This window comes from Janthinobacterium sp. SUN026, from assembly GCF_030397625.1.
In the GTDB taxonomy this organism is placed as follows: Bacteria; Pseudomonadota; Gammaproteobacteria; order Burkholderiales; family Burkholderiaceae_D; genus Janthinobacterium; species Janthinobacterium kumbetense.
This window is the reverse complement of record NZ_JAPQNU010000003.1, coordinates 448,257-465,483: the sequence shown is the minus strand read 5'-3', so window position 1 is coordinate 465,483 and position 17,227 is coordinate 448,257. Positions and strand designations below refer to the sequence as shown.

At 66.5% G+C, this 17,227-nt stretch carries 20 protein-coding genes and 1 tRNA gene; 15 read left to right on the top strand and 6 right to left on the bottom strand.

Annotated features, from left to right (window positions below):
• The first annotated feature begins 95 nt into the window (after nucleotides 1-95).
• The 14 genes from OX459_RS16850 (at nucleotide 96) to OX459_RS16785 (ending at nucleotide 13,221) form a co-directional block, all read left to right on the top strand.
• The gene (locus OX459_RS16850) at nucleotides 96-278 is read left to right on the top strand and encodes a Flp family type IVb pilin (protein WP_034752975.1); all 183 of its coding nucleotides are present in this window, start codon (nucleotides 96-98) and stop codon (nucleotides 276-278) included.
• 53 nt (nucleotides 279-331) lie between these two features.
• The gene (locus OX459_RS16845) at nucleotides 332-865 is read left to right on the top strand and encodes an A24 family peptidase (RefSeq protein WP_289905877.1); all 534 of its coding nucleotides are present in this window, start codon (nucleotides 332-334) and stop codon (nucleotides 863-865) included.
• A gap of 93 nt (nucleotides 866-958) precedes the next feature.
• Nucleotides 959-2,332, top strand: coding sequence for an ATP-binding protein (locus OX459_RS16840; protein ID WP_289905876.1), 1,374 nt, complete (start codon nucleotides 959-961; stop codon nucleotides 2,330-2,332).
• Nucleotides 2,329-3,186: a Flp pilus assembly protein CpaB gene (cpaB, locus tag OX459_RS16835; RefSeq protein WP_289905875.1), complete on the top strand. Its 858-nt coding sequence runs from the start codon at nucleotides 2,329-2,331 to the stop codon at nucleotides 3,184-3,186. Before OX459_RS16840 ends, cpaB begins: the two co-directional genes overlap by 4 nt.
• A 38-nt stretch (nucleotides 3,187-3,224) precedes the next feature.
• Entirely contained in the window at nucleotides 3,225-4,655 is a 1,431-nt protein-coding gene (locus OX459_RS16830) for a type II and III secretion system protein family protein (RefSeq protein ID WP_289905874.1), read from the top strand.
• 16 nt (nucleotides 4,656-4,671) lie between these two features.
• Complete coding sequence (locus tag OX459_RS16825; protein WP_289905873.1) at nucleotides 4,672-4,974, top strand: hypothetical protein; 303 nt, start codon at nucleotides 4,672-4,674, stop codon at nucleotides 4,972-4,974.
• Nucleotides 4,964-6,391 (top strand): pilus assembly protein TadG-related protein, encoded by a 1,428-nt coding sequence (locus OX459_RS16820; RefSeq protein ID WP_289905872.1) that lies wholly within the window; start codon nucleotides 4,964-4,966, stop codon nucleotides 6,389-6,391. The genes OX459_RS16825 and OX459_RS16820 overlap by 11 nt, the downstream gene beginning before the upstream one ends.
• A complete protein-coding gene (locus OX459_RS16815) occupies nucleotides 6,388-6,870 on the top strand; it encodes a TadE/TadG family type IV pilus assembly protein (RefSeq protein WP_289905871.1) in 483 nt (160 codons plus the stop codon). The genes OX459_RS16820 and OX459_RS16815 overlap by 4 nt, the downstream gene beginning before the upstream one ends.
• Entirely contained in the window at nucleotides 6,860-7,468 is a 609-nt protein-coding gene (locus OX459_RS16810) for a TadE/TadG family type IV pilus assembly protein (protein WP_289905870.1), read from the top strand. Before OX459_RS16815 ends, OX459_RS16810 begins: the two co-directional genes overlap by 11 nt.
• Before the next feature lie 52 nt (nucleotides 7,469-7,520).
• Nucleotides 7,521-8,690, top strand: a complete 1,170-nt coding sequence (locus OX459_RS16805; RefSeq protein ID WP_077398652.1) for an AAA family ATPase — start codon at nucleotides 7,521-7,523, stop codon at nucleotides 8,688-8,690.
• Between the two features lie 50 nt (nucleotides 8,691-8,740).
• On the top strand, nucleotides 8,741-10,087 hold the full coding sequence (locus OX459_RS16800) for a CpaF family protein (protein WP_099668285.1): 1,347 nt from the start codon (nucleotides 8,741-8,743) through the stop codon (nucleotides 10,085-10,087).
• A gap of 10 nt (nucleotides 10,088-10,097) precedes the next feature.
• Nucleotides 10,098-11,075 carry a type II secretion system F family protein gene (locus tag OX459_RS16795; RefSeq protein ID WP_099665821.1) on the top strand — a complete coding sequence of 326 codons (978 nt, stop codon included), beginning with the start codon at nucleotides 10,098-10,100 and terminating at the stop codon, nucleotides 11,073-11,075.
• A gap of 119 nt (nucleotides 11,076-11,194) precedes the next feature.
• Nucleotides 11,195-12,133: a type II secretion system F family protein gene (locus OX459_RS16790; RefSeq protein ID WP_289905869.1), complete on the top strand. Its 939-nt coding sequence runs from the start codon at nucleotides 11,195-11,197 to the stop codon at nucleotides 12,131-12,133.
• 11 nt (nucleotides 12,134-12,144) lie between these two features.
• The gene (locus OX459_RS16785; protein ID WP_289905868.1) at nucleotides 12,145-13,221 is read left to right on the top strand and encodes a tetratricopeptide repeat protein; all 1,077 of its coding nucleotides are present in this window, start codon (nucleotides 12,145-12,147) and stop codon (nucleotides 13,219-13,221) included.
• A gap of 53 nt (nucleotides 13,222-13,274) precedes the next feature.
• On the opposite strand, the gene OX459_RS16780 is transcribed toward OX459_RS16785, so the two are convergent.
• Nucleotides 13,275-14,279 carry a PEP-CTERM sorting domain-containing protein gene (locus OX459_RS16780; RefSeq protein WP_289905867.1) on the bottom strand — a complete coding sequence of 335 codons (1,005 nt, stop codon included), beginning with the start codon at nucleotides 14,277-14,279 and terminating at the stop codon, nucleotides 13,275-13,277.
• A 211-nt stretch (nucleotides 14,280-14,490) separates the two neighbouring features.
• A complete protein-coding gene (locus OX459_RS16775) occupies nucleotides 14,491-14,865 on the bottom strand; it encodes a hypothetical protein (RefSeq protein WP_099665817.1) in 375 nt (124 codons plus the stop codon).
• Between the two features lie 162 nt (nucleotides 14,866-15,027).
• Between OX459_RS16775 and OX459_RS16770 the strand changes: the two genes are divergently transcribed.
• Complete coding sequence (locus OX459_RS16770) at nucleotides 15,028-15,339, top strand: hypothetical protein (RefSeq protein ID WP_077398664.1); 312 nt, start codon at nucleotides 15,028-15,030, stop codon at nucleotides 15,337-15,339.
• Nucleotides 15,340-15,366: 27 nt separating this feature from the next.
• Here the strand turns inward: OX459_RS16770 and OX459_RS16765 are convergent, their stop codons facing one another.
• The 4 genes from OX459_RS16765 to OX459_RS16750 all read right to left on the bottom strand — a co-directional run bounded on the left by OX459_RS16765 (nucleotide 15,367) and on the right by OX459_RS16750 (nucleotide 17,157).
• Complete coding sequence (locus OX459_RS16765) at nucleotides 15,367-15,573, bottom strand: dodecin (protein WP_071325761.1); 207 nt, start codon at nucleotides 15,571-15,573, stop codon at nucleotides 15,367-15,369.
• 219 nt (nucleotides 15,574-15,792) lie between these two features.
• Nucleotides 15,793-15,868, bottom strand: a tRNA-Thr gene (locus OX459_RS16760).
• Nucleotides 15,869-15,894: 26 nt separating this feature from the next.
• On the bottom strand, nucleotides 15,895-16,407 hold the full coding sequence (locus OX459_RS16755; RefSeq protein ID WP_034783599.1) for a ClpXP protease specificity-enhancing factor: 513 nt from the start codon (nucleotides 16,405-16,407) through the stop codon (nucleotides 15,895-15,897).
• A gap of 138 nt (nucleotides 16,408-16,545) precedes the next feature.
• Nucleotides 16,546-17,157: a glutathione S-transferase N-terminal domain-containing protein gene (locus tag OX459_RS16750; RefSeq protein ID WP_010394154.1), complete on the bottom strand. Its 612-nt coding sequence runs from the start codon at nucleotides 17,155-17,157 to the stop codon at nucleotides 16,546-16,548.
• Nucleotides 17,158-17,227 lie beyond the last annotated feature (70 nt).

Here is a 17,227-nt window from a genome sequence, read left to right as displayed (position 1 = left end):
GCAGAAATTTACGGCAGGAAACATATTAGCAGGAATGGGCAATGTTTCACACCCGATTGCGCCAGGGACTTGTGATTCACTTTTGGGAGCTTGTCATGCATACCTTCCTGTCGGCAGTACAGCAGTTTGTCAAGGATGAGGATGGCATTACGGCAATCGAATACGGCTTGATCGCGGCCTTGATGGCTACCGCCATCACGGCCGGTTTCTTGCTGATCAAGACCAACTTGCTGGCCGTCCTCACCGACATTTCGTCGAACCTGGTGTTGACGCCCTAAGCGGGTGCCCGCCGCTGGCCGGCCAGTGGCGGGTTTTTTTCGGGAGGTGTGCCATGCCTGCAACCGCCTTGTGCGATTTGCTGTTGCTGTGCTTCGTGACGGGAGCTGCCGTCAGTGATTTGATCCGCCGCAAGATACCGAACGGTGTGGTGTTGTCCGGCATCCTCGCCGCCCTGGCCCTGCACCTGTGGCTGTGGCCGCACAGCGTACTGCCCGTGTGGCTGGGCGGCATGGCGACGGGTTTTTTCCTCTTTTTACCCTTGTATGTGCTGCGCGGCATGGCCGCCGGCGACGTCAAGCTGATCGCCATGGCGGGTGCCTTTGCCGGCCCCTGGCCCGTGCTGCAGATCTGTTTCGCCACGTTCGTCCTGGGCGGCGTGATGGCCGTGCTGATGATCACCTGGCAGGGCAAGTGGCGCGCCTGCCTGGGCAATCTGCGCCAGCTGCTGTGGCCGATGATCGCGCGCATGGCCGGCATTCCCCTGGCGCCAACTGCACTCGGCAGCCAGGCCAGCGTGGGCAACATGCCGTACGGCCTGGCCATTGCCCTGGGCTGCCTGGCGGTGCAGGGGCGTCATTATTTCTGATTGGTATTCATTGCTCTTGATCAATGGGCGCCAGTCTCCGCTCGCTAGAATGAATTCTGTTGAATGCCCTCTTAACCGGCTTGGAGACGCAGCATGATCGAGGTCGACTATTCCCTGAGCACCGAGAGTGCGCCGCGCCCTGCCGACGCGAACCTGATGCCGCCCCTGCCGCCGCAACCGAAGAGCTTGCGTGAAACGGGACTCGAGCGGCCGCTGGTGGTCGAGCTGATCGCCAAGCTGATGTTTGTGGGCGGCAAGACGCACCTGTCCGCGCTGACGACGCGCTTGCGCCTGTCGATCAATGTCTTGCGCGAAGTGCTCGATTTCATGGTGACGGAGCAGATGGCCGAGGTGGCCTGGCGCGGCGAATCCGATATCGACGTGCAGTACCAGCTGACGGGCGCCGGCAAGCAGCGCGCCAGCGCCTTCCTCGAGCGCTGCGCGTATATCGGCGCCGCCCCCGTTACCCTGGAAGCGTACCGCGCCATGGTGGCGCGCCAGTCGTGGCTGGCGCAGGAACAGCGCGTCGGCAGCGACGATCTGGCCGCCGTGCTGGGAGGTGCCCATGCGGGGCCGGGCATGCTCGACGTGGTCGGCGCAGCCCTGCATTCGGGACGCTCGCTGCTGCTGTACGGTCCGCCCGGCAGCGGCAAGTCGACCCTGGCGCTGCAGCTGGGACAATTGCTGCACGGGCTGGTCGCCGTGCCCTACGCCATCGTCGTCGGCCAGGACATCATCCAGTTATATGACCCGGCCCAGCACCTGCCGCCCGCGCCGCAGCACGTCAGCCATGCGCGCCAGGCGCTGGAGCGGCGCAGCACGGACATCCGCTGGGTGCTGTGCCAGCGTCCCGTGATCCACGTGGGCGCCGAGCTCGACGCCGGCATGCTGGAGCTGCGCTATGACGCCAGCGGCGGCTGCTACCAGGCGCCGCCTCATGTGCGCGCCAACAATGGCATGCTGATCATCGACGACCTGGGCCGCCAGCGCCTGGGGGCGCAAGAACTGCTGACGCGGCTGATGCAGCCGCTGGCGCGCGGCAGCGACCAGCTGGGCTTGCCCGGCGGCGTGCAGATCAGCGTGCCGTTCGACAATGCCCTCGTGCTGGCCACGAACGTGCCGCCGGACGAGCTGTTTGACGCCGCCTTGCTGCGCCGCATCGGCTACAAGGTGCAGGTGGGGCCGCTGACCGAGAGCGCCTATCGCGCCCTGTTCCGCCAGCAATGCCGGCTGGCCGGCATGGCCATCGACGAGCAGGTCCTGAACCATCTGCTGCAGCTGCATGGCGCGCAGGGACGGCCCTTGCTGGCCAGCTATCCGCAGGAATTGCTGGCGCGCATAGGCGACTTCGCCGGCTTTGCCGGCAGCGAGGCGCGCCTGACGGTGGCCGCCCTGGAACAGGCCTGGGGCAGCCTGTTCGCCAGCTGCGACATGCCGGCCGCCAGCCTGTGCGAGCGCATCGCATGAAGAACCGGCGCGCCCTCCTGATGATGGGCCTGGCGGTCGTGCTGGGCTTGCTGGCCGTGCTGCTGGCCTCGCACTGGCTGCTGCGCCAGACGCCGGCCGGCAAGGGCAAGATCGTCGTGGCCGCCAGCGATGTCAACCTGGGCCAGCGCCTGACGCCCGAAATGCTGCGCCTGGCCGAGTGGCCGGCGGAAAGCTTGCCGCAGGGCGCGCTGCAAGACCCGGCCACACTGGCGGGACGGGTGCTGAAAACCAGCGTGCTGCGCGGTGAGCCCCTGAGCGAGGCCAAGCTGGCGCCGGCCGGCACCCTGGGCGGCCTGTCGGCCCTGATCACGGAAGGGCGGCGCGCCATCACCGTGCGCGTCAACGATGTGATCGGCGTGGCCGGCTTCGCCTTGCCGGGCAACTATGTCGACATCATCGTGAGCACCCAGCAGGATGCCGGCGACCGCGCGTTTCCGCAAAGCCGCAACATTTCCAAGATCGTGCTCGAACGCATCCTCGTGCTGGCCGTGGCGCAGGAAGTGGGGCGCGACGAGACCAAGCCGCGCGTGGTCAATGCGGTGACCCTGGAAGTGACGCCGGAACAGGCGGAAAACCTGGACCTGGCGCGCAGCGTGGGCAGCCTGTCGCTGGTGCTGCGCAATCAGGTCGACCCGCAGCCGGGCGTGACGGCGGGCGCCACCAAGCTGACCCTGCTGGGCGGACCGCATGAAGCCGAGCCTGCCCCTCCTGCCGCCGCGCCCGTGCTGGCCGCCGCGCCGCGTCCCGTGCGCGTGGCGAAGGCGCCGCCGGAACCGCAGCGCCTGTGCAGCGGCGTCATCGACGGGACGCGCCAGTCGCGCGAATGTTTTTAGCCTTTTGGCCTTTGCCTTGCTCAACCATGGACACGCTCATGAACCGCGCCCTGCTGATAATGTTCTGCCTGCTGTCGCCGCTTGCCGGCGCGGCGGCCGATCCTGGCCCGCGCTGCGGCGGCGAAGCGGCTTCGCCCGGCCACTTGCAGCTGCAGGTGGGCAAGTCGAGCATGCTGCGCCTGCCCGAGGCGGTGCAGCAGCGCAGCGTCGGCAATCCGGCAGTGGTGCAAGCCATGCTGGTCGCGCCCGACACCTTGTACGTGGTCGGCGTCGACGTGGGCAGCACGAATATGATCATCCAGGGCCGCAGCGGCGTGTGCAGCGTGGTGAACGTCAGCGTCAGCATGGACCCGGCCGGCCTGCAAACGACCCTGGCGGCGCTGATGCCGGAAGAAAAAGCCATCCGCGTCACGGCCGTGGCCGACACCCTGGTGCTGTCGGGTACGGTGCAGGATGCGGGCGCCGTGCTGCGCGCCGTCGAGCTGGCGCACGCCTACGTGCGCCGCGCAACCGTACCGCTGGCGCTGCCCAAGCCGGCCGATGGCGCCGCCATGCCGCCCGCCGCCACGGCGCCCGCCAGCGGCGCGGGCGGCGCGCACAGCCGCATCATCAACATGCTCGACGTCAGCGCGCCGCAGCAGGTGATGCTGGCCGTGCAAATTGCCGAAGTGTCGAAGTCCCTGCTGGAGCGGCTGGAAGTGGGCGCCACCCTGCGTCTCGCGTCCGGCAGCTGGGCCACCACCTTGCTGTCGAACTTCCTCAGCGGCACGGCGAATGGCTTGCTCGACGTGCGCAAGTCGAATGGCCGCCAGCAGCTGACCATCGAGGCGCAGAAACAGGATGGCCTGGTGCGCATCCTGGCCGAACCGACGGTGATGGCGATCAGCGGGCAAGAGGGCAGTTTTCTGGCCGGCGGCAAGATCTTCATTCCTGTCGGCCAGGACAACAACAAGATCACGCTGGAAGAGCGCGAATACGGCGTCGGCCTGCGCTTTACGCCCACCGTGCTGTCGGGCGGACGCATCAATCTGAAGGTGGCGCCGGAAGTGTCGGAACTGTCGCGCGAGGGCGTGGGCATTTCCGCGGCCGGCGTCAGCGGGCGTTCGATCTTGCCCGTCATCACCACGCGGCGCGCCTCGACCACGGTGCAGCTGTACGACGGCCAGAGCTACGCCATCGGCGGCTTGATCAAGAATAACCAGGTGAGCAACATCACGGGCGTGCCCTGGCTCAGCGAAGTGCCCATCCTCGGTGCGCTGTTCCGCAGCACGGATTTCCAGCACGACCGCACGGAATTGCTGTTCGTCATTACCGCGCACCTGGTCAAGCCCTTGCCGGCCGATGCCGTGCTGCCGACGGCGCAGCTGGCGCCGCCTTCGCGCATGGACTTGATGTTGGGCGGCAAGATGGAAGGCACGCCGCCGTCCGTGCCGCCGCCGCGCGCAGCCAACGTTTTCGAGTTGAAATGAGACGGGGAGATACGCCATGCCGAACTCGCTCTTGACGTCGCTGCGGCGCTGCGCCGCCCTGGCCCTGGCCTTGCAGCTGGCCGCCTGCGCGTACGGCAGCACGCCGCAGCTGGATCGGCGCTTCGGCGACGCCGTGCGCCTGTCCATGGCGCAGCAGGTGCGCGATCCGGCCGGCGCGGGCAATCGCACGCCTGCCGATGGTCTCGACGGCCCCAGCGCGCACGCCGTCATGCAGCGCTACCGCGCCTCGTTCGCGGAACCGAATGCCCAGGCGCCGCAGCCGGTGCAATTCATGCTGGGAGGCGGCAATGGCAAATAGACGCCAGGGCCAGCGCGGGGCGATGCTGATCGCCTTTTCCATCCTGCTCATCGTGGTGCTGGGCTTTGTCGGCCTGGCGCTCGATGTGGGGCAAGTCATCGGCCGCAAGACGGAACTGCAGAACCTGGCCGACAATGCGGCGATGGCGGCCGCCGCGGAACTGGTGGGCACGCCCGAGGGCTTGCTCGTCGCCGTGGAAAAAGCCAAGGGTAGCGCGGCCGACCGCAGCGCATGGCGCCGCCGCATGCAGGGCGCGACTTTGTCGGACGCCAGCATCCGCTTCGCCAGCGCGCCCGACGCGCCAGCCAGCGCCTGGCATGCGGCTGGTGCCGTGCCCGACGCCGCCACGGCGCTGTTCGTGCGCGTCGATACGCAAGCCAGTACCCCCTCGCTGGGACGGGTGGCGACGGCGTTCCTCGGTGCCTGGTCGCCGGCGCTGCGCACCCTGGAGACGGGCGCGCGGGCCGTGGCGGGGCGCACCAGCTTGTATCTGACGCCGCTGGCCATCTGCGCGCTGTCGGCCAGCGCGGCCAGCCCGCGCACGAATGCGGCGCTGCTGCCGGCCGTCGAGTTGCTGGAATATGGCTTTCGCCGCGGCGTGGCGTATAACCTGTTAAAACTCAATCCGCATGGCCCCGCGGCCGAACACTTCGTGCTCAATCCGCTGGGCCAGCCGGGCGTGCTGGGGTCGTCGCAGCAGGTCGGCGAAGCGAGCGTGCTGCCGTTTGTCTGCAGCGGGACGGTGCTGTATCCGCGTATCGGCAGCGCCCAGGTGCATGTGCACCGGCCTTTTCCCGCCGCGCTGTGGACGGCCTTCAACGCGCGCTTCAACCAGCATGCGGGCAGCGGCTGCCATGCCGTCACGGCGCCGCCGGACACGAATATCCGCGCCTATCCGAATACGGCCGCGAGCTGGTGGATGATGAACATGCCCGACGCGCCGAGCGCCCTGAGCACGGGCAATCCGCTGCTGTCCGTGGCCGATCCGGAATCGAACGCGACGCCGCCCGCCGTCGGCAGCTATGGACCGCTGTGGTCGTTTTCCAGGGCGGCCAGGTACAGCAACCCGAAGCCGGCCGGCGGCTATCTGCCGTTTGCCACCAGCGACTGGCCCAGGTTGTATCCGGCCAGCCCGGCCGCGCCGGCCGCGAAGTCCGGCTACCCAGCCACGCCGCCCTACCAGACGCTGGGCTTCCAGACGGCGCCGGCCAGCAACACGGGCGTGGCGCAGCGCCGCCTGCTGCATATTCCCCTGCTGGCTTGCCCCGTGCCGGCCGGCAGCGACGTGCTGGCGCGGGTGCGCGGCGTCGGCCGCTTCTTCATGACGGCGCCGGCCAGCAATGGCGTATTGAGCGCCGAATTTGCCGGACTGGTGGACGAGGGCGCGCTGGCCGGCCCCGCGGAGCTGCTGCAATGAGGCCGCTCCGCCGCGCTGCGCGCCGCCAGGGCGGTGTCGCCGCCATCGAGCTGGCGCTGATCCTGCTGTTTTTCATGGCGCTGCTGCCCTTCGTGCTGCTGTTCGGCCGTGCGCTGCTGGTGTACACGGCCCTGCAAAAAAGCGCGCACGATGCGGCGCGCTACATGGCGACCATGCCGCTGCCGCAGATGGGCAAGTTCGACGCGGCGAGCCAGGGCGCCGCGCTGGCCCGGGAGATGGTGGCCGAGGCGATGGCAGAAAGCTGGCCGGGCATCAATCCCGCGTGGGTCAACGTGGAATGCGTGTATGCCGACGATTCCTACGCCTGCGGCAGCTACGCGACGGCGCCGCTGCAGGTGCGCATCAAGGTCACCGCCGACATGCCGGTCGATTTCCTGCCGGGGCTGACCCGCAAGTGGCTGCCGCAACTGGCGCCGATCCCGCTGCGGGCCAACGCGACGTTGCGCTATGTCCATTAACCCGCGCCTCCGCCGGCAGCGCCAGCGCGGCGTCTTCGCCGTCGAATTCGCCATGCTGGCGCTGCTGTTCTTCCTGTTCCTGTTCGCCATGCTGGAAATGGCGCGCGCCGTGTACATGTGGAACATGGTGCATGAAATTACCCGGCGCGCGGCGCGCGCGGCCGCCGTCACCGATTTCAGCGATGCCGGCGCCTTGCAAGCCGTGCGCACGCACGCCGTGCTGCGCGCCACGCCGGGCACGCTGCCGCTGGGCGGCGGCCTCGGCGACGCGCATGTGCGCATCGATTACTTGTCGGAGAGCGGTGACGGCGCCGCGCTGGCGGCACTGCCGGTGACGGTGCTGCCGGGTTGCCCGCAGCGCAACCGCATCAATTGCCTGGACGATCCGCACGGCGCCAGCTGCATCCGCTTCGTGCGCGCGCGCCTGTGCCAGCCCGGCGTCGGCGCGCGCTGCGAGCGCGTGCCGTACCGGCCCATCCTGCCGTTGCTGGGGATGATGTTTCCCTCCGGCGCAGGCGCCATACGTTTGCCCAGCGGGACCACCATGGCGGTGGCCGAGTCGCTGGGCTACGCGGACAATCCCGGCTTTTGTCCATGAGCGCCAGTGCGTCGGCGCAGCCGAATGTAATGCCTTGAATGAAGGAGGGGGGATGAAAGCCTTGATGATTACCCGCGACGCCAGCCTGCACGATGAAATCGCGGCGCAAGGCGCGGCCCGCATGCCCGTGCTGCGGCTGCTGGACCGGCGCAGCGGCTTGCGCGACGCCGTCGAGCGCATGCTGCCCGAAGCGCCCGAGCTGGTGATCGTCGACGCCAGCGGCATCGATGCCGACGAAGCCGACCTGCTCGAGCGCCTGGCGCGCCAGTATCCGCTGGCCGTGCTGATGCTGCTCACGCGCGGCCAGCAGCAGGATGTGCTGATCCGCGCCATGCGCGCCGGCATGCGCGAAGTGCTGCAGCTGCCGCTGGTGCACAAGGCCTTCCACGAAGCGATGGACCGGGTCGATATCCAGGCCGGCGTGACGCAGATGCGCGACGGCAAAGTGCTCGCCTTCATCTCGTGCAAGGGCGGCAGCGGCGCCACCTTCCTGTCGACGAATTTTTCCTATGCGCTGGCCAGCCTGGCCGGCTGCAAGGTGCTGCTGATCGACCTGCACGGCCAGTTCGGCGACGCCACCCTGTATGTCTCGGACCAGAAGCCGGCCATGACCCTGTCCGACATCTGCGCGCAGATCGCGCGCATGGACGGCGCCTTTCTCGCCTCGTGCCTGGTGCACATCACGCCGAACTTCGGCGTGCTGGCGGCGGCCGACGACCCGGCGCACAAGGTCGACATGCAGCCCGAGCACATGGACCGCATCCTGGCCGTGGCGCGCCAGCACTACGATTACATCGTGCTCGACGTGGGACGCCAGATCGATGCGCTGTCGCTGCGCGCGCTCGACAACGCCGACGCCATCTATCCGGTGCTGCAGCTGGCCTTGCCCGACATCCGCGACGGGCGCCGCCTGCTCGATATCTTCCGTTCGCTCGGCTATCCGGGCGAGCGCTTGCGCCTGATCGTCAACCGCTATGAAAAGGGCGGGCGCCTGCGCCTGGCGGACCTGGAGCAGGCGCTGGGCGCGGAAGTGGTGCACACGGTGCCCAACGATTACATCGCCGCCACCGATTCCGTCAACCAGGGCATTCCGCTGCTGCAGCTGTCGCGCACCAGCGCCGTGGCGCGCAGCCTGGCCGAACTGGTGGAACTGGTGACGGCGCGCCGCGTGACGGAAAGCCGCGGCCTGTTCGACCGCCTGTTCAGCCGCAGCGAGGCTTAGGACGGGGATGGATGTCAAGGCTCCCGCCGGGAGCCATCATGGGAGCCGAGATGACTTTACGCGAACGCCTGGCGGCGAATGAAACGGTGCGCCCCGCCACGAATGGACAAGGGGCGCTGGCGCTGCACGCCTACCAGGAACTGAAAAAGACCATGCACCAGACGATACTCGACCGTATCGACCTGGAACGCCTGAAACGCCTGACGGCCGAGCAGTTCAAGCACGAGCTGGCGCTGCTGGTGCAGCGCGTGATCGAGGAAGAGCGCATCGTCCTGAACCAGCACGAGCGGCATAGCCTGGTGCTCGACATCCAGCACGAGATGCTGGGCTTCGGCCCGCTGGAACCGTTGCTGGCCGATGCCAGCGTGTCCGATATCCTCGTCAACACCTGCGACAAGGTGTATGTGGAGCGGGGCGGGCGGCTGCAGTTGACGGACGTGACCTTCCACGACAATGCGCACCTGATGAAGATCATCGAGAAGATCGTCTCGCGCGTGGGACGGCGGGTCGACGAATCGAGCCCGATGGTCGACGCGCGCCTGCCGGACGGCTCGCGCGTCAACGCCATCATTCCGCCGCTGGCCGTCGATGGCCCGATCCTGTCGATCCGGCGCTTTGCCGTGCAGCCGTTGAGCATCGCCAATCTGCTCGACTACAAAAGCCTGACGCCGCCCATGGTGCAGGTGCTGCAGGCGCTGGGGCAGGCCAAGGTCAACATCCTGATCTCGGGCGGCACGGGCAGCGGCAAGACGACCCTGCTCAACGTGCTGTCCGGCTTCATTCCCGGCAGCGAACGCATCGTCACCATCGAGGATGCGGCCGAACTGGCGCTGCGCCAGCCGCACGTGGTGCGCCTGGAAACGCGCCCGCCGAATATCGAGGGCAAGGGAGAAGTGAGCCAGCGCGCGCTGGTGCGCAACGCGCTGCGCATGCGGCCCGACCGTATCATCCTGGGCGAGGTGCGCGGCGCCGAGGCGCTCGACATGCTGCAGGCGATGAACACGGGGCATGAGGGTTCGCTGGCGACCATCCACTCGAACACGGCGCGCGATGCGCTGGCGCGGCTGGAAAACATGGTCGGCATGGCCAGCGTGAACCTGACGCCGCGCGCCACGCGCCAGCAGATCTGTTCGGCCGTGACGGTGGTGATGCAAGTGTCGCGCCTGACGGACGGCGCGCGCAAGCTGGTCAGCCTGCAGGAAGTGACGGGCATGGAGGGCGACATCATCGCCATGCATGAAATCTTCCGCTTCGAGCAGACGGGCGTCGATGCCGCGGGCAAGGTGCTGGGCCACTTTTGCGCCACGGGCGTGCGGCCCCGTTTCACGGAACGCTTGCGCATGTTCGGCGCGCCCGTGCCCGATACGGTGTTTGATCCTGACCGCATCTACGAATAAAGGAAGCATCATGGACCTGGTGTTCTACGGCTTTGCCGTGCTGCTGTTCGCCGCCTGCATCCTGATGGTGGAAGGCGCCTGGCTGTGGTGGGCGGGCACGCACGGCAGCGCGGCGCGGCGCATCAACCGGCGCTTGCGGCTGATGGCGGCGCGCGGCGAGGCCGGCGGCGAGCGGGTTTCCATCCTCAAGCAGCGCCGCTATGCGCGCTCGCCTGGCCTGGAGCGCTGGCTGCGGCGCCTGCCGCAGGCGGCAAAGCTCGACCACCTGCTGCTGCAATCGGGCTTGTCCTGGTCGGTGGCGCAGTTCCTGGGCGGCGCGGGCGGCTTGCTGCTGCTGGCGCTGCTGTGGCTGGCCATCTGGCCCATGCCGCTGCCGGGCGCCTTGCTGCTGCTGGGCGTGGCGGGCGGCGGGCCGTGCATGGTCGTGCTGCGCGCGCGCGCGGCGCGCCTGAAAAAGATCGAGGCGCAATTGCCGGAAGCGGCCGATTTCCTGGCCCGCGCGCTGCGCGCCGGGCACTCGTTTTCGAACGTGCTGCAGATGGTGGGCGATGAACTCAATGAGCCGATCAGCGGCGAATTCAAGATGGCGCACGAAGAGATCAATTACGGCGTGCCGATGAACGAGGCGCTGCAAAACCTGGCTGCGCGCATTCCGCTGACGGACTTGCGCTACCTCGTCATCGCCGTGCTGGTGCAGCGCGAATCGGGCGGCAATCTGGCCGAAGTGCTGGTCAGCATCGCGCGCATCATCCGCGCCCGTCTGAAGCTGCTGGGGCAGGTGCGCGTGCTGTCGGCCGAGGGGCGCATGTCGGCCTGGGTGCTGGGGCTGATGCCGGTGGTGATGATCGGCGTGATGGCGCTGGTCAACCCGCAATACATCAGCCTGCTGTGGACGGATCCCAGCGGCATCAAGCTGCTGTGGTACGCGGCCGGCATGGTGGCGCTGGGTGTCGTGTGGATGCGCAACGTCATCCGCATCCGCATCTAAGAGATCGCCTGAAAAAAAGTCCATGGCGTTGTTGCGTCGCCTTGTCGTACTGTCGTACTGCCTTCGGCGACACGCCTAGCCCTGAACGTTTTGTCAGTCGATCAATCGGAGGAAATGCCATGACTGGCCCGCAACTGCTGTTCCTGTTGATCGTCTTCGCCGTGGTGGTGGCGCTGGCCCTGCTGGCGTGGCTGATCTTCTTTCCCGGCGCCTTGCGCCAGCGCCTGTTCGGTGCCATGGCGCCTGCCGTCAGCGAGGCGGTGGCCGATACGGGCTGGGTGGAGCGCGTGGCGCGTGTGGCGCAGCCGTTCAGCAAGCTGTCGCTGCCGGAAGAGGGCTGGGAGCGCTCGCCGCTGCGCACGCGCTTCATGAACGCGGGCTGGCGCCAGGCCAGCGCGCCAGCCCTGTACTTTGCCGCGAAAACCGTGCTGGCCCTGCTGTTTCCCACCGTGCTGGGGCTGTATGCGGCCAGCGCCATGGCGGCGCAGTTGCGCAGCGTGCTGTTGCTGCTGCTGTGCGTCAGCGCCACCGTCGGCTATTACCTGCCGAATCTGGTGCTGGCCAGCACGGCCAAGCGGCGCCAGCGCGACATCTTTGAAAACATCCCCGACGCGCTCGACTTGCTGACCGTGTGCGTGGAAGCGGGCCTGAGCCTGGAGCGCGCGCTGGTGAAGGTGTCGGGCGAAATCCACATCAAAAGCGTGGTGCTGGCGCAGGAATTGCAACTGGTGCTGATGGAAATGCGCGCCGGCTTTTCCAAGGAAAAGGCGCTGCGCAACCTGGCCTTGCGCAGCGGCGTGGAAGATGTCGACACCCTCGTCGCCATGCTGATCCAGTCGGAACGCTTCGGCACCAGCATGGGCGACTCGCTGCGCGTGCACTCGGAAAACCTGCGCGGCAAGCGCAGCCTTCTGGCCGAGGAGGCGGCCGCGAAGATCGCCCTGAAACTGCTGTTCCCGCTGATCTTTTGTGTCTTTCCCACCCTCATGCTGGTGCTCATGGGGCCGGCCGTGATCGAAGTCTATCGCGTGCTCGTGCCGGCCATGGCCAACCGCTGAAAGGAGCTACCATGCGCTTGACGATTTCCCGCCTGGCCACCGCCTGCGCCTGTCTGGGCTTGGCCGCCTGTACCACGCCGCCGGCCCACGCGCCGCTGCCGCAGTGGCCGGACGCCGATGCCGCCTATGCGGCGGGGCGCCAGCATTTCGAGCGGGGCGACCTGCCGGCCGCGCAAGCGGCCTATGCGCAAGCCTTGCGCGCCGCGCCGCGCCATGTGAATGCGCGCAACGGCCTGGCCGTGCTGCATGCGCAGCGGGGCGAGCACGATGCGGCGATCGCCCAGTGGCTGGCCCTGACGCAGGAAGCCGGTGCGCCGCAGCCGTGGCAGGCGTATCTGTTCAGCAATCTCGGTCGCGCCTACTATTTGCGCGGGCGCGATGCACAAGCGTTGACTGCGCTGGAACAGGCGTGTCTGCTCGATCCGCTCAATGCGCTGGCCTGGCAGCACCTGGCGCAAGTGCTCGAACGGCTGGGACAGCACGCGCGCGCGGCCGTCATGCGGCGCCAGGCGCAGAGCCTGCAGGAACACGATTTACGGAGCGACATGGCCGTCTTGCGCAACGCGGCGCCGCCGCAGGGCGTGCCCGTGGCCGCGCCGCTGCCGGATGCGCCCGCCATGGCGCGCATCGAGATCACGCAAGGCGACGGCATGGCCCGCTTGCAGCGCGTGCCGGCCGCCGCGCGCAGCATGCCCGCTGTCACGGCCGGGCGGTCCATGCCGGCTCCTGCCGTGCCCCGCCCGCGTTTGGAAATTGTGAATGGCAACGGCGTGCCTGGCCTGGCCGCCGCCCTGGCGCGCAGCCTGGCCGGCGCTCCCGTGCAAGTGGTGCGCCTGGCCAATGAAACCGGCTTCCAGGTGGCGCGCACGCGCGTCGAGTACCGGCCCGCGCAGGAGCAGGCGGCGCGCCAGCTGGCGCGTCAGTTGGGGACGCAGGTGCAAACCCCAGTAGAAACCCAGGCCGGCGACTGCCCCGCCAGCGAGCTGCGTCTGGTACTGGGGCGCGACCTGAGCGATCCGGCCATGCTGCACCGCTATTATCTGCAGCAATTGCAGCTGGCGCGCCAGGCGCTGGCGCGGCTCGGTTAACACGTCTTGACCGGCATAAGAAACGCGGCGCCTTTGCGGGCGCCGCGTGTTTTTCATGCTGCGGATGATTGCGGCTGGCGGCGCCGCGTAAAAGCCAGGGCCGCCAATCCCATGCCCAGCAGGAACAGCGTGCCCGGCTCCGGTACCGCAAGCGGCGGATCGATGACGACGATATCGGTGCGCGTGGACTTGGAAAAATTCAAGGTATAGCTGCCGGCCGGCAGGGCGAAATTCGAGGTCAGGGAAAACATCGCGAAGCCATTCGTGAAGGCGCGCCCCGTGGCCGGGTCGTTGGTGCCGGCCGTCATGTTCAGGCTGAACGGGTCGAGGCTGCCGGCGCCATGGTTGCCATTGATGTCGCTGCCATTGTTGGCATCGCCATCGGGCGCGAACTGGAAGATCACGCCATCGGCGTTCGCGTGCGACAGGCAGCCGGTGGGGCTGGAACTGTTGCACGAGATATTGAAGATATCCATGATCGACACGTTTGACTTGTCGCCCATGGTCGTCACGCTGGTGCGCAGGTCGCGCCGTCCCATGAAGCTGAAGGTGATGAAGCCGGCGCTCGACAGGGTCAGGTTGACGGAGCCGGTCAGCGTGTCGCCGGCCGTGGCCGTGGCGGCGCCGATCGTGTTGCGCTGTGCTTCCGCCACGGCGCTCACGCTGGCGCCGCCATTGAGCATGTTGCCGAAGGCATGCGCATCGCCGCGGGCAAATTCCAGGGTGGAACTGGGGCTGGGGGCGTAGTGGTTTTGCGGCAAGCCGCTGCAGCCGCCGCCCGAGCACACTTGCAGCACGTCCGCGTTGGCGGCCGGACCCGTATTGACGGCGCGCGGATTGACGGCCACGCCGCCTTCGAAAAAAGCGCTGTCGCTGGCATTGCGGTTGGCGCCGGCCAGCGACAGCGCGCCGGCGCTGGTGGTGATGCGGAAATTGTTCAACTCATTGACGGCCAGGCCGTACGCGCCGGCCTGTGCCTGGCCGCTGGCCAGCAGGCTCGCCGCCGCCAGTGCGCCCAGCCAGCCCAGGGTCTTGCTTCGTGTGTGATCAACGTTCATCGCAGCCTCTTGTCGTGGTCAGTCTCGGAAAATCCGGGGGACAAAGAATCCAGAATGACTTGCCTGGATTCATCTCGTAGACAGGGATAAGCAGCTTGCGTGCCACACAAAAATATCACAAGAAATCAAGTGCTTGCACAAAGCGGACTGAGCTGGATGAAGTGAAGTGTAAGAAAGGCCGACGCCGCTTGGCGGGCGCCGTCGGCCAGCCTCAGGTGCCCCGGTGATAGCCCAGGTGGCCGCCCGAATTGCGTGCGCAGCCGCAACCGATGCGCGCCACTTCCTCGCCTTCCGTCAATTTCCAGTTGGTAATCGTCGTGTGATTCCAGTCGATGTCGCTTTTCTTGACAGGTTTGACCGTCAAGATGCGTGCTTCCGCATCCGTGTACTCCATCAGCTCTTCGTCGTCGGCGATGTCGAAATGGCGGTGGATCAGGGAAATGCCGAAGCGGTCGAGCGCGCCGTAGCGTTGCAGCACGTCGCGCAGCTCGCGAAAGCAGGCGAGATCGTCGGGCAGCAGCGGATTGACGGCGGAAATATCGGCGACGGGTTGCCATTGCATGGCGTGGATGTTCAGGCTGTGCATGATAGGCTCCTGTGCCCCATGATGATAGGCCCAGGCTGCCGGAGGGGCGCCGGCACGCCTGGCGAAATGCCCATCGTGGACGCAAAGCCGCTGCGGCGCTTGCGCCGTATCAAAGGTGCGGCACATCGCCTCTCGTCCGATCATTGCCCGGTAAAATAGGCCATGGCAAACAAAACCCCTACCTTCCCCGGCGCGCGCACGGGCCGCGGCCAGGTCCTGGCCGTGCTGCTGTCGAACCGCGACCAGTCCGGCGCCGAACCGCTGCAAGGCCGCGTCTCGCTGGCCGCCATCGTCAAGGCATTGAAACGCAAATACCACTGGCCGATCGAAACGCACAGTTTTCCCGCCAACACGCAGGATGGCCGCGCCAGCTGGGCGACCGTCTACAGCTTGCCGGACAAGGTCATCGAGACCGCGCTGGAGGCCGGCGGCCGGGAGTGGCTGGAGAGTCGGGGAGCGGCCGGGCGGCGCTGAGCGCGCCGCCTGCCTTACTCGATCCCTTTATTCGAGCCGGAAGCCGACCTTGAGCGTGACCTGGAAGTGCGCCACCTTGCCATCGACGATATGGCCGCGCGAATCGGTCACTTCATACCAGTCCATGTGCTTGACCGTCAGCGCCGCCTTGGCAATGGCATCGCGTATCGCCTGATCGCTGCTCTCGGTCGACGTGCCGACCAGTTCGATCAGCTTGTAAGTGTGTGCGGACATGATATTTCCCCAGATAGGCAAGCCAGACATCGGGAGCCTGCTTTGCGCAAGCACGTGCTCATCTTGCGCCTAAATGTGCAGGACGTCATTGCGCGGTGCAGCAATGCGTCAACCTGGATGACGATGCGTGTCAGTGTTCCGGATGGCTTCCGCAGGCGTGGGAAAAGAAAAAAGGGCTACCAGCCGAAGCGGGTAACCCTTTGATTTACTGCTGAATTCTGGTGCCGACTGCCGGTTTCGAACTGGCCACCTGATGATTACAAATCAACTGCTCTACCAAATGAGCTAAGTCGGCAAAAACTGCGCGTTGCGAATTATACGCTATTTAATGCGTGTCAGGGTCGGGCGGCCGCCTTTTTTTGGTGGCTCGTCGTCGCCAGGCGTGGCGTTGTCGCGTTGTTCGGGGGAGCTGGTCGGCACGGACGACAGGGTGGGACCGCTGGCGGCGGGGGCGAGCACGGGCGGCGGGACGTCGGCGGAGGCCGGGCTGTCCGTCGGTTGCGCGTCCGGGTCATCGTTGCCCAGCACGGGCTCGAAGGCCATGCCCTGGCCGTTTTCGTTGGCGTAGATGGCCATCACGTTGTCGACCGGCACGTAGATTTCGCGCGAGACGCCGCCAAAGCGGGCGTGGAAGCGGATGGCGTCGTTGTCCATCTTCAGGCCGCTGGTGGCGCCGAAGCTGATGTTGAGCACGATTTCGCCCTTTTTCACGTACTCCATCGGTACCGTGGTGCGCGAATCGACTTTGACCGCGAGATAAGGCGTGTAGCCGCTGTCGGTGCACCACTCGTAGATGGCGCGCAGCATATAAGGTTTGGTTGAGATTTCAGACATGGTAGGCACGGTGAGGCGGGAGCGCCCCCGTCAGCATGAGGCGGGCGCACCGGTAGTTCAAAAGACTGGGACAGCGCAAAAATAACTTTACCACATGCCCCAAGATATCCCGGCAGGCGCGGCCTGCCGGGATTATCTTTAGCGGCGCATGACCTTTTCGGAAGGGGTCAGCGCTTCGATGTACGCAGGACGCGAGAAGATGCGTTCGGCGTATTTCATCAGCGGTGCGGCCGTCTTCGACAGTTCGATGCCGTAGTGGTCCAGGCGCCACAGCAGCGGCGCGACAGCCACGTCGAGCATCGAGAATTCGTCGCCCAGCATGTACTTGTTTTTCAGGAACAGCGGCGCCAGGGTCGTCAGGCGGTCGCGGATTTCCGCGCGTGCCTTGTCGTGGGCCTTGTCGTTGCTCTTGGCGCGTTCGCTTTCCAGCACGTGCACGTGCACGAACAGTTCTTTTTCGAAATTGAACAGCATCAGGCGCGCGCGGGCGCGCATCAGCGGATCGGCCGGCATCAGTTGCGGATGCGGGAAGCGCTCATCGATGTACTCGTTGATGATGTTCGATTCATACAGGATCAGTTCGCGTTCGACCAGGATAGGCACCTGGCCATACGGATTCATGGTCGAAATGTCTTCCGGTTTGTTGAACAGGTCGACGTCGCGCACTTCGAAGTCCATGCCTTTTTCAAACAGGACCAGGCGGCAGCGTTGCGAAAATGGGCAGGTTGTACCCGAATAGAGAACCATCATTTTTTATAGTTCCTTAGAAACAAAGGGGGTGAAGCCGCGAACGGCTCACCCCAGGTCGCTTGTCCACTCA

What these genes read in the sequence shown, in the direction of transcription:
- OX459_RS16850 (WP_034752975.1), top strand. Translation starts at nt 96, where the DNA reads ATGCATACCTTCCTGTCGGCAGTACAGCAGTTTGTCAAGGATGAGGAT.
- OX459_RS16845 (WP_289905877.1), top strand. Translation starts at nt 332, where the DNA reads ATGCCTGCAACCGCCTTGTGCGATTTGCTGTTGCTGTGCTTCGTGACG.
- OX459_RS16840 (WP_289905876.1), top strand. Translation starts at nt 959, where the DNA reads ATGATCGAGGTCGACTATTCCCTGAGCACCGAGAGTGCGCCGCGCCCT.
- cpaB (WP_289905875.1), top strand. Translation starts at nt 2,329, where the DNA reads ATGAAGAACCGGCGCGCCCTCCTGATGATGGGCCTGGCGGTCGTGCTG.
- OX459_RS16830 (WP_289905874.1), top strand. Translation starts at nt 3,225, where the DNA reads ATGAACCGCGCCCTGCTGATAATGTTCTGCCTGCTGTCGCCGCTTGCC.
- OX459_RS16825 (WP_289905873.1), top strand. Translation starts at nt 4,672, where the DNA reads ATGCCGAACTCGCTCTTGACGTCGCTGCGGCGCTGCGCCGCCCTGGCC.
- OX459_RS16820 (WP_289905872.1), top strand. Translation starts at nt 4,964, where the DNA reads ATGGCAAATAGACGCCAGGGCCAGCGCGGGGCGATGCTGATCGCCTTT.
- OX459_RS16815 (WP_289905871.1), top strand. Translation starts at nt 6,388, where the DNA reads ATGAGGCCGCTCCGCCGCGCTGCGCGCCGCCAGGGCGGTGTCGCCGCC.
- OX459_RS16810 (WP_289905870.1), top strand. Translation starts at nt 6,860, where the DNA reads ATGTCCATTAACCCGCGCCTCCGCCGGCAGCGCCAGCGCGGCGTCTTC.
- OX459_RS16805 (WP_077398652.1), top strand. Translation starts at nt 7,521, where the DNA reads ATGAAAGCCTTGATGATTACCCGCGACGCCAGCCTGCACGATGAAATC.
- OX459_RS16800 (WP_099668285.1), top strand. Translation starts at nt 8,741, where the DNA reads ATGACTTTACGCGAACGCCTGGCGGCGAATGAAACGGTGCGCCCCGCC.
- OX459_RS16795 (WP_099665821.1), top strand. Translation starts at nt 10,098, where the DNA reads ATGGACCTGGTGTTCTACGGCTTTGCCGTGCTGCTGTTCGCCGCCTGC.
- OX459_RS16790 (WP_289905869.1), top strand. Translation starts at nt 11,195, where the DNA reads ATGACTGGCCCGCAACTGCTGTTCCTGTTGATCGTCTTCGCCGTGGTG.
- OX459_RS16785 (WP_289905868.1), top strand. Translation starts at nt 12,145, where the DNA reads ATGCGCTTGACGATTTCCCGCCTGGCCACCGCCTGCGCCTGTCTGGGC.
- OX459_RS16780 (WP_289905867.1), bottom strand. Translation starts at nt 14,279, where the DNA reads ATGAACGTTGATCACACACGAAGCAAGACCCTGGGCTGGCTGGGCGCA.
- OX459_RS16775 (WP_099665817.1), bottom strand. Translation starts at nt 14,865, where the DNA reads ATGCACAGCCTGAACATCCACGCCATGCAATGGCAACCCGTCGCCGAT.
- OX459_RS16770 (WP_077398664.1), top strand. Translation starts at nt 15,028, where the DNA reads ATGGCAAACAAAACCCCTACCTTCCCCGGCGCGCGCACGGGCCGCGGC.
- OX459_RS16765 (WP_071325761.1), bottom strand. Translation starts at nt 15,573, where the DNA reads ATGTCCGCACACACTTACAAGCTGATCGAACTGGTCGGCACGTCGACC.
- OX459_RS16755 (WP_034783599.1), bottom strand. Translation starts at nt 16,407, where the DNA reads ATGTCTGAAATCTCAACCAAACCTTATATGCTGCGCGCCATCTACGAG.
- OX459_RS16750 (WP_010394154.1), bottom strand. Translation starts at nt 17,157, where the DNA reads ATGATGGTTCTCTATTCGGGTACAACCTGCCCATTTTCGCAACGCTGC.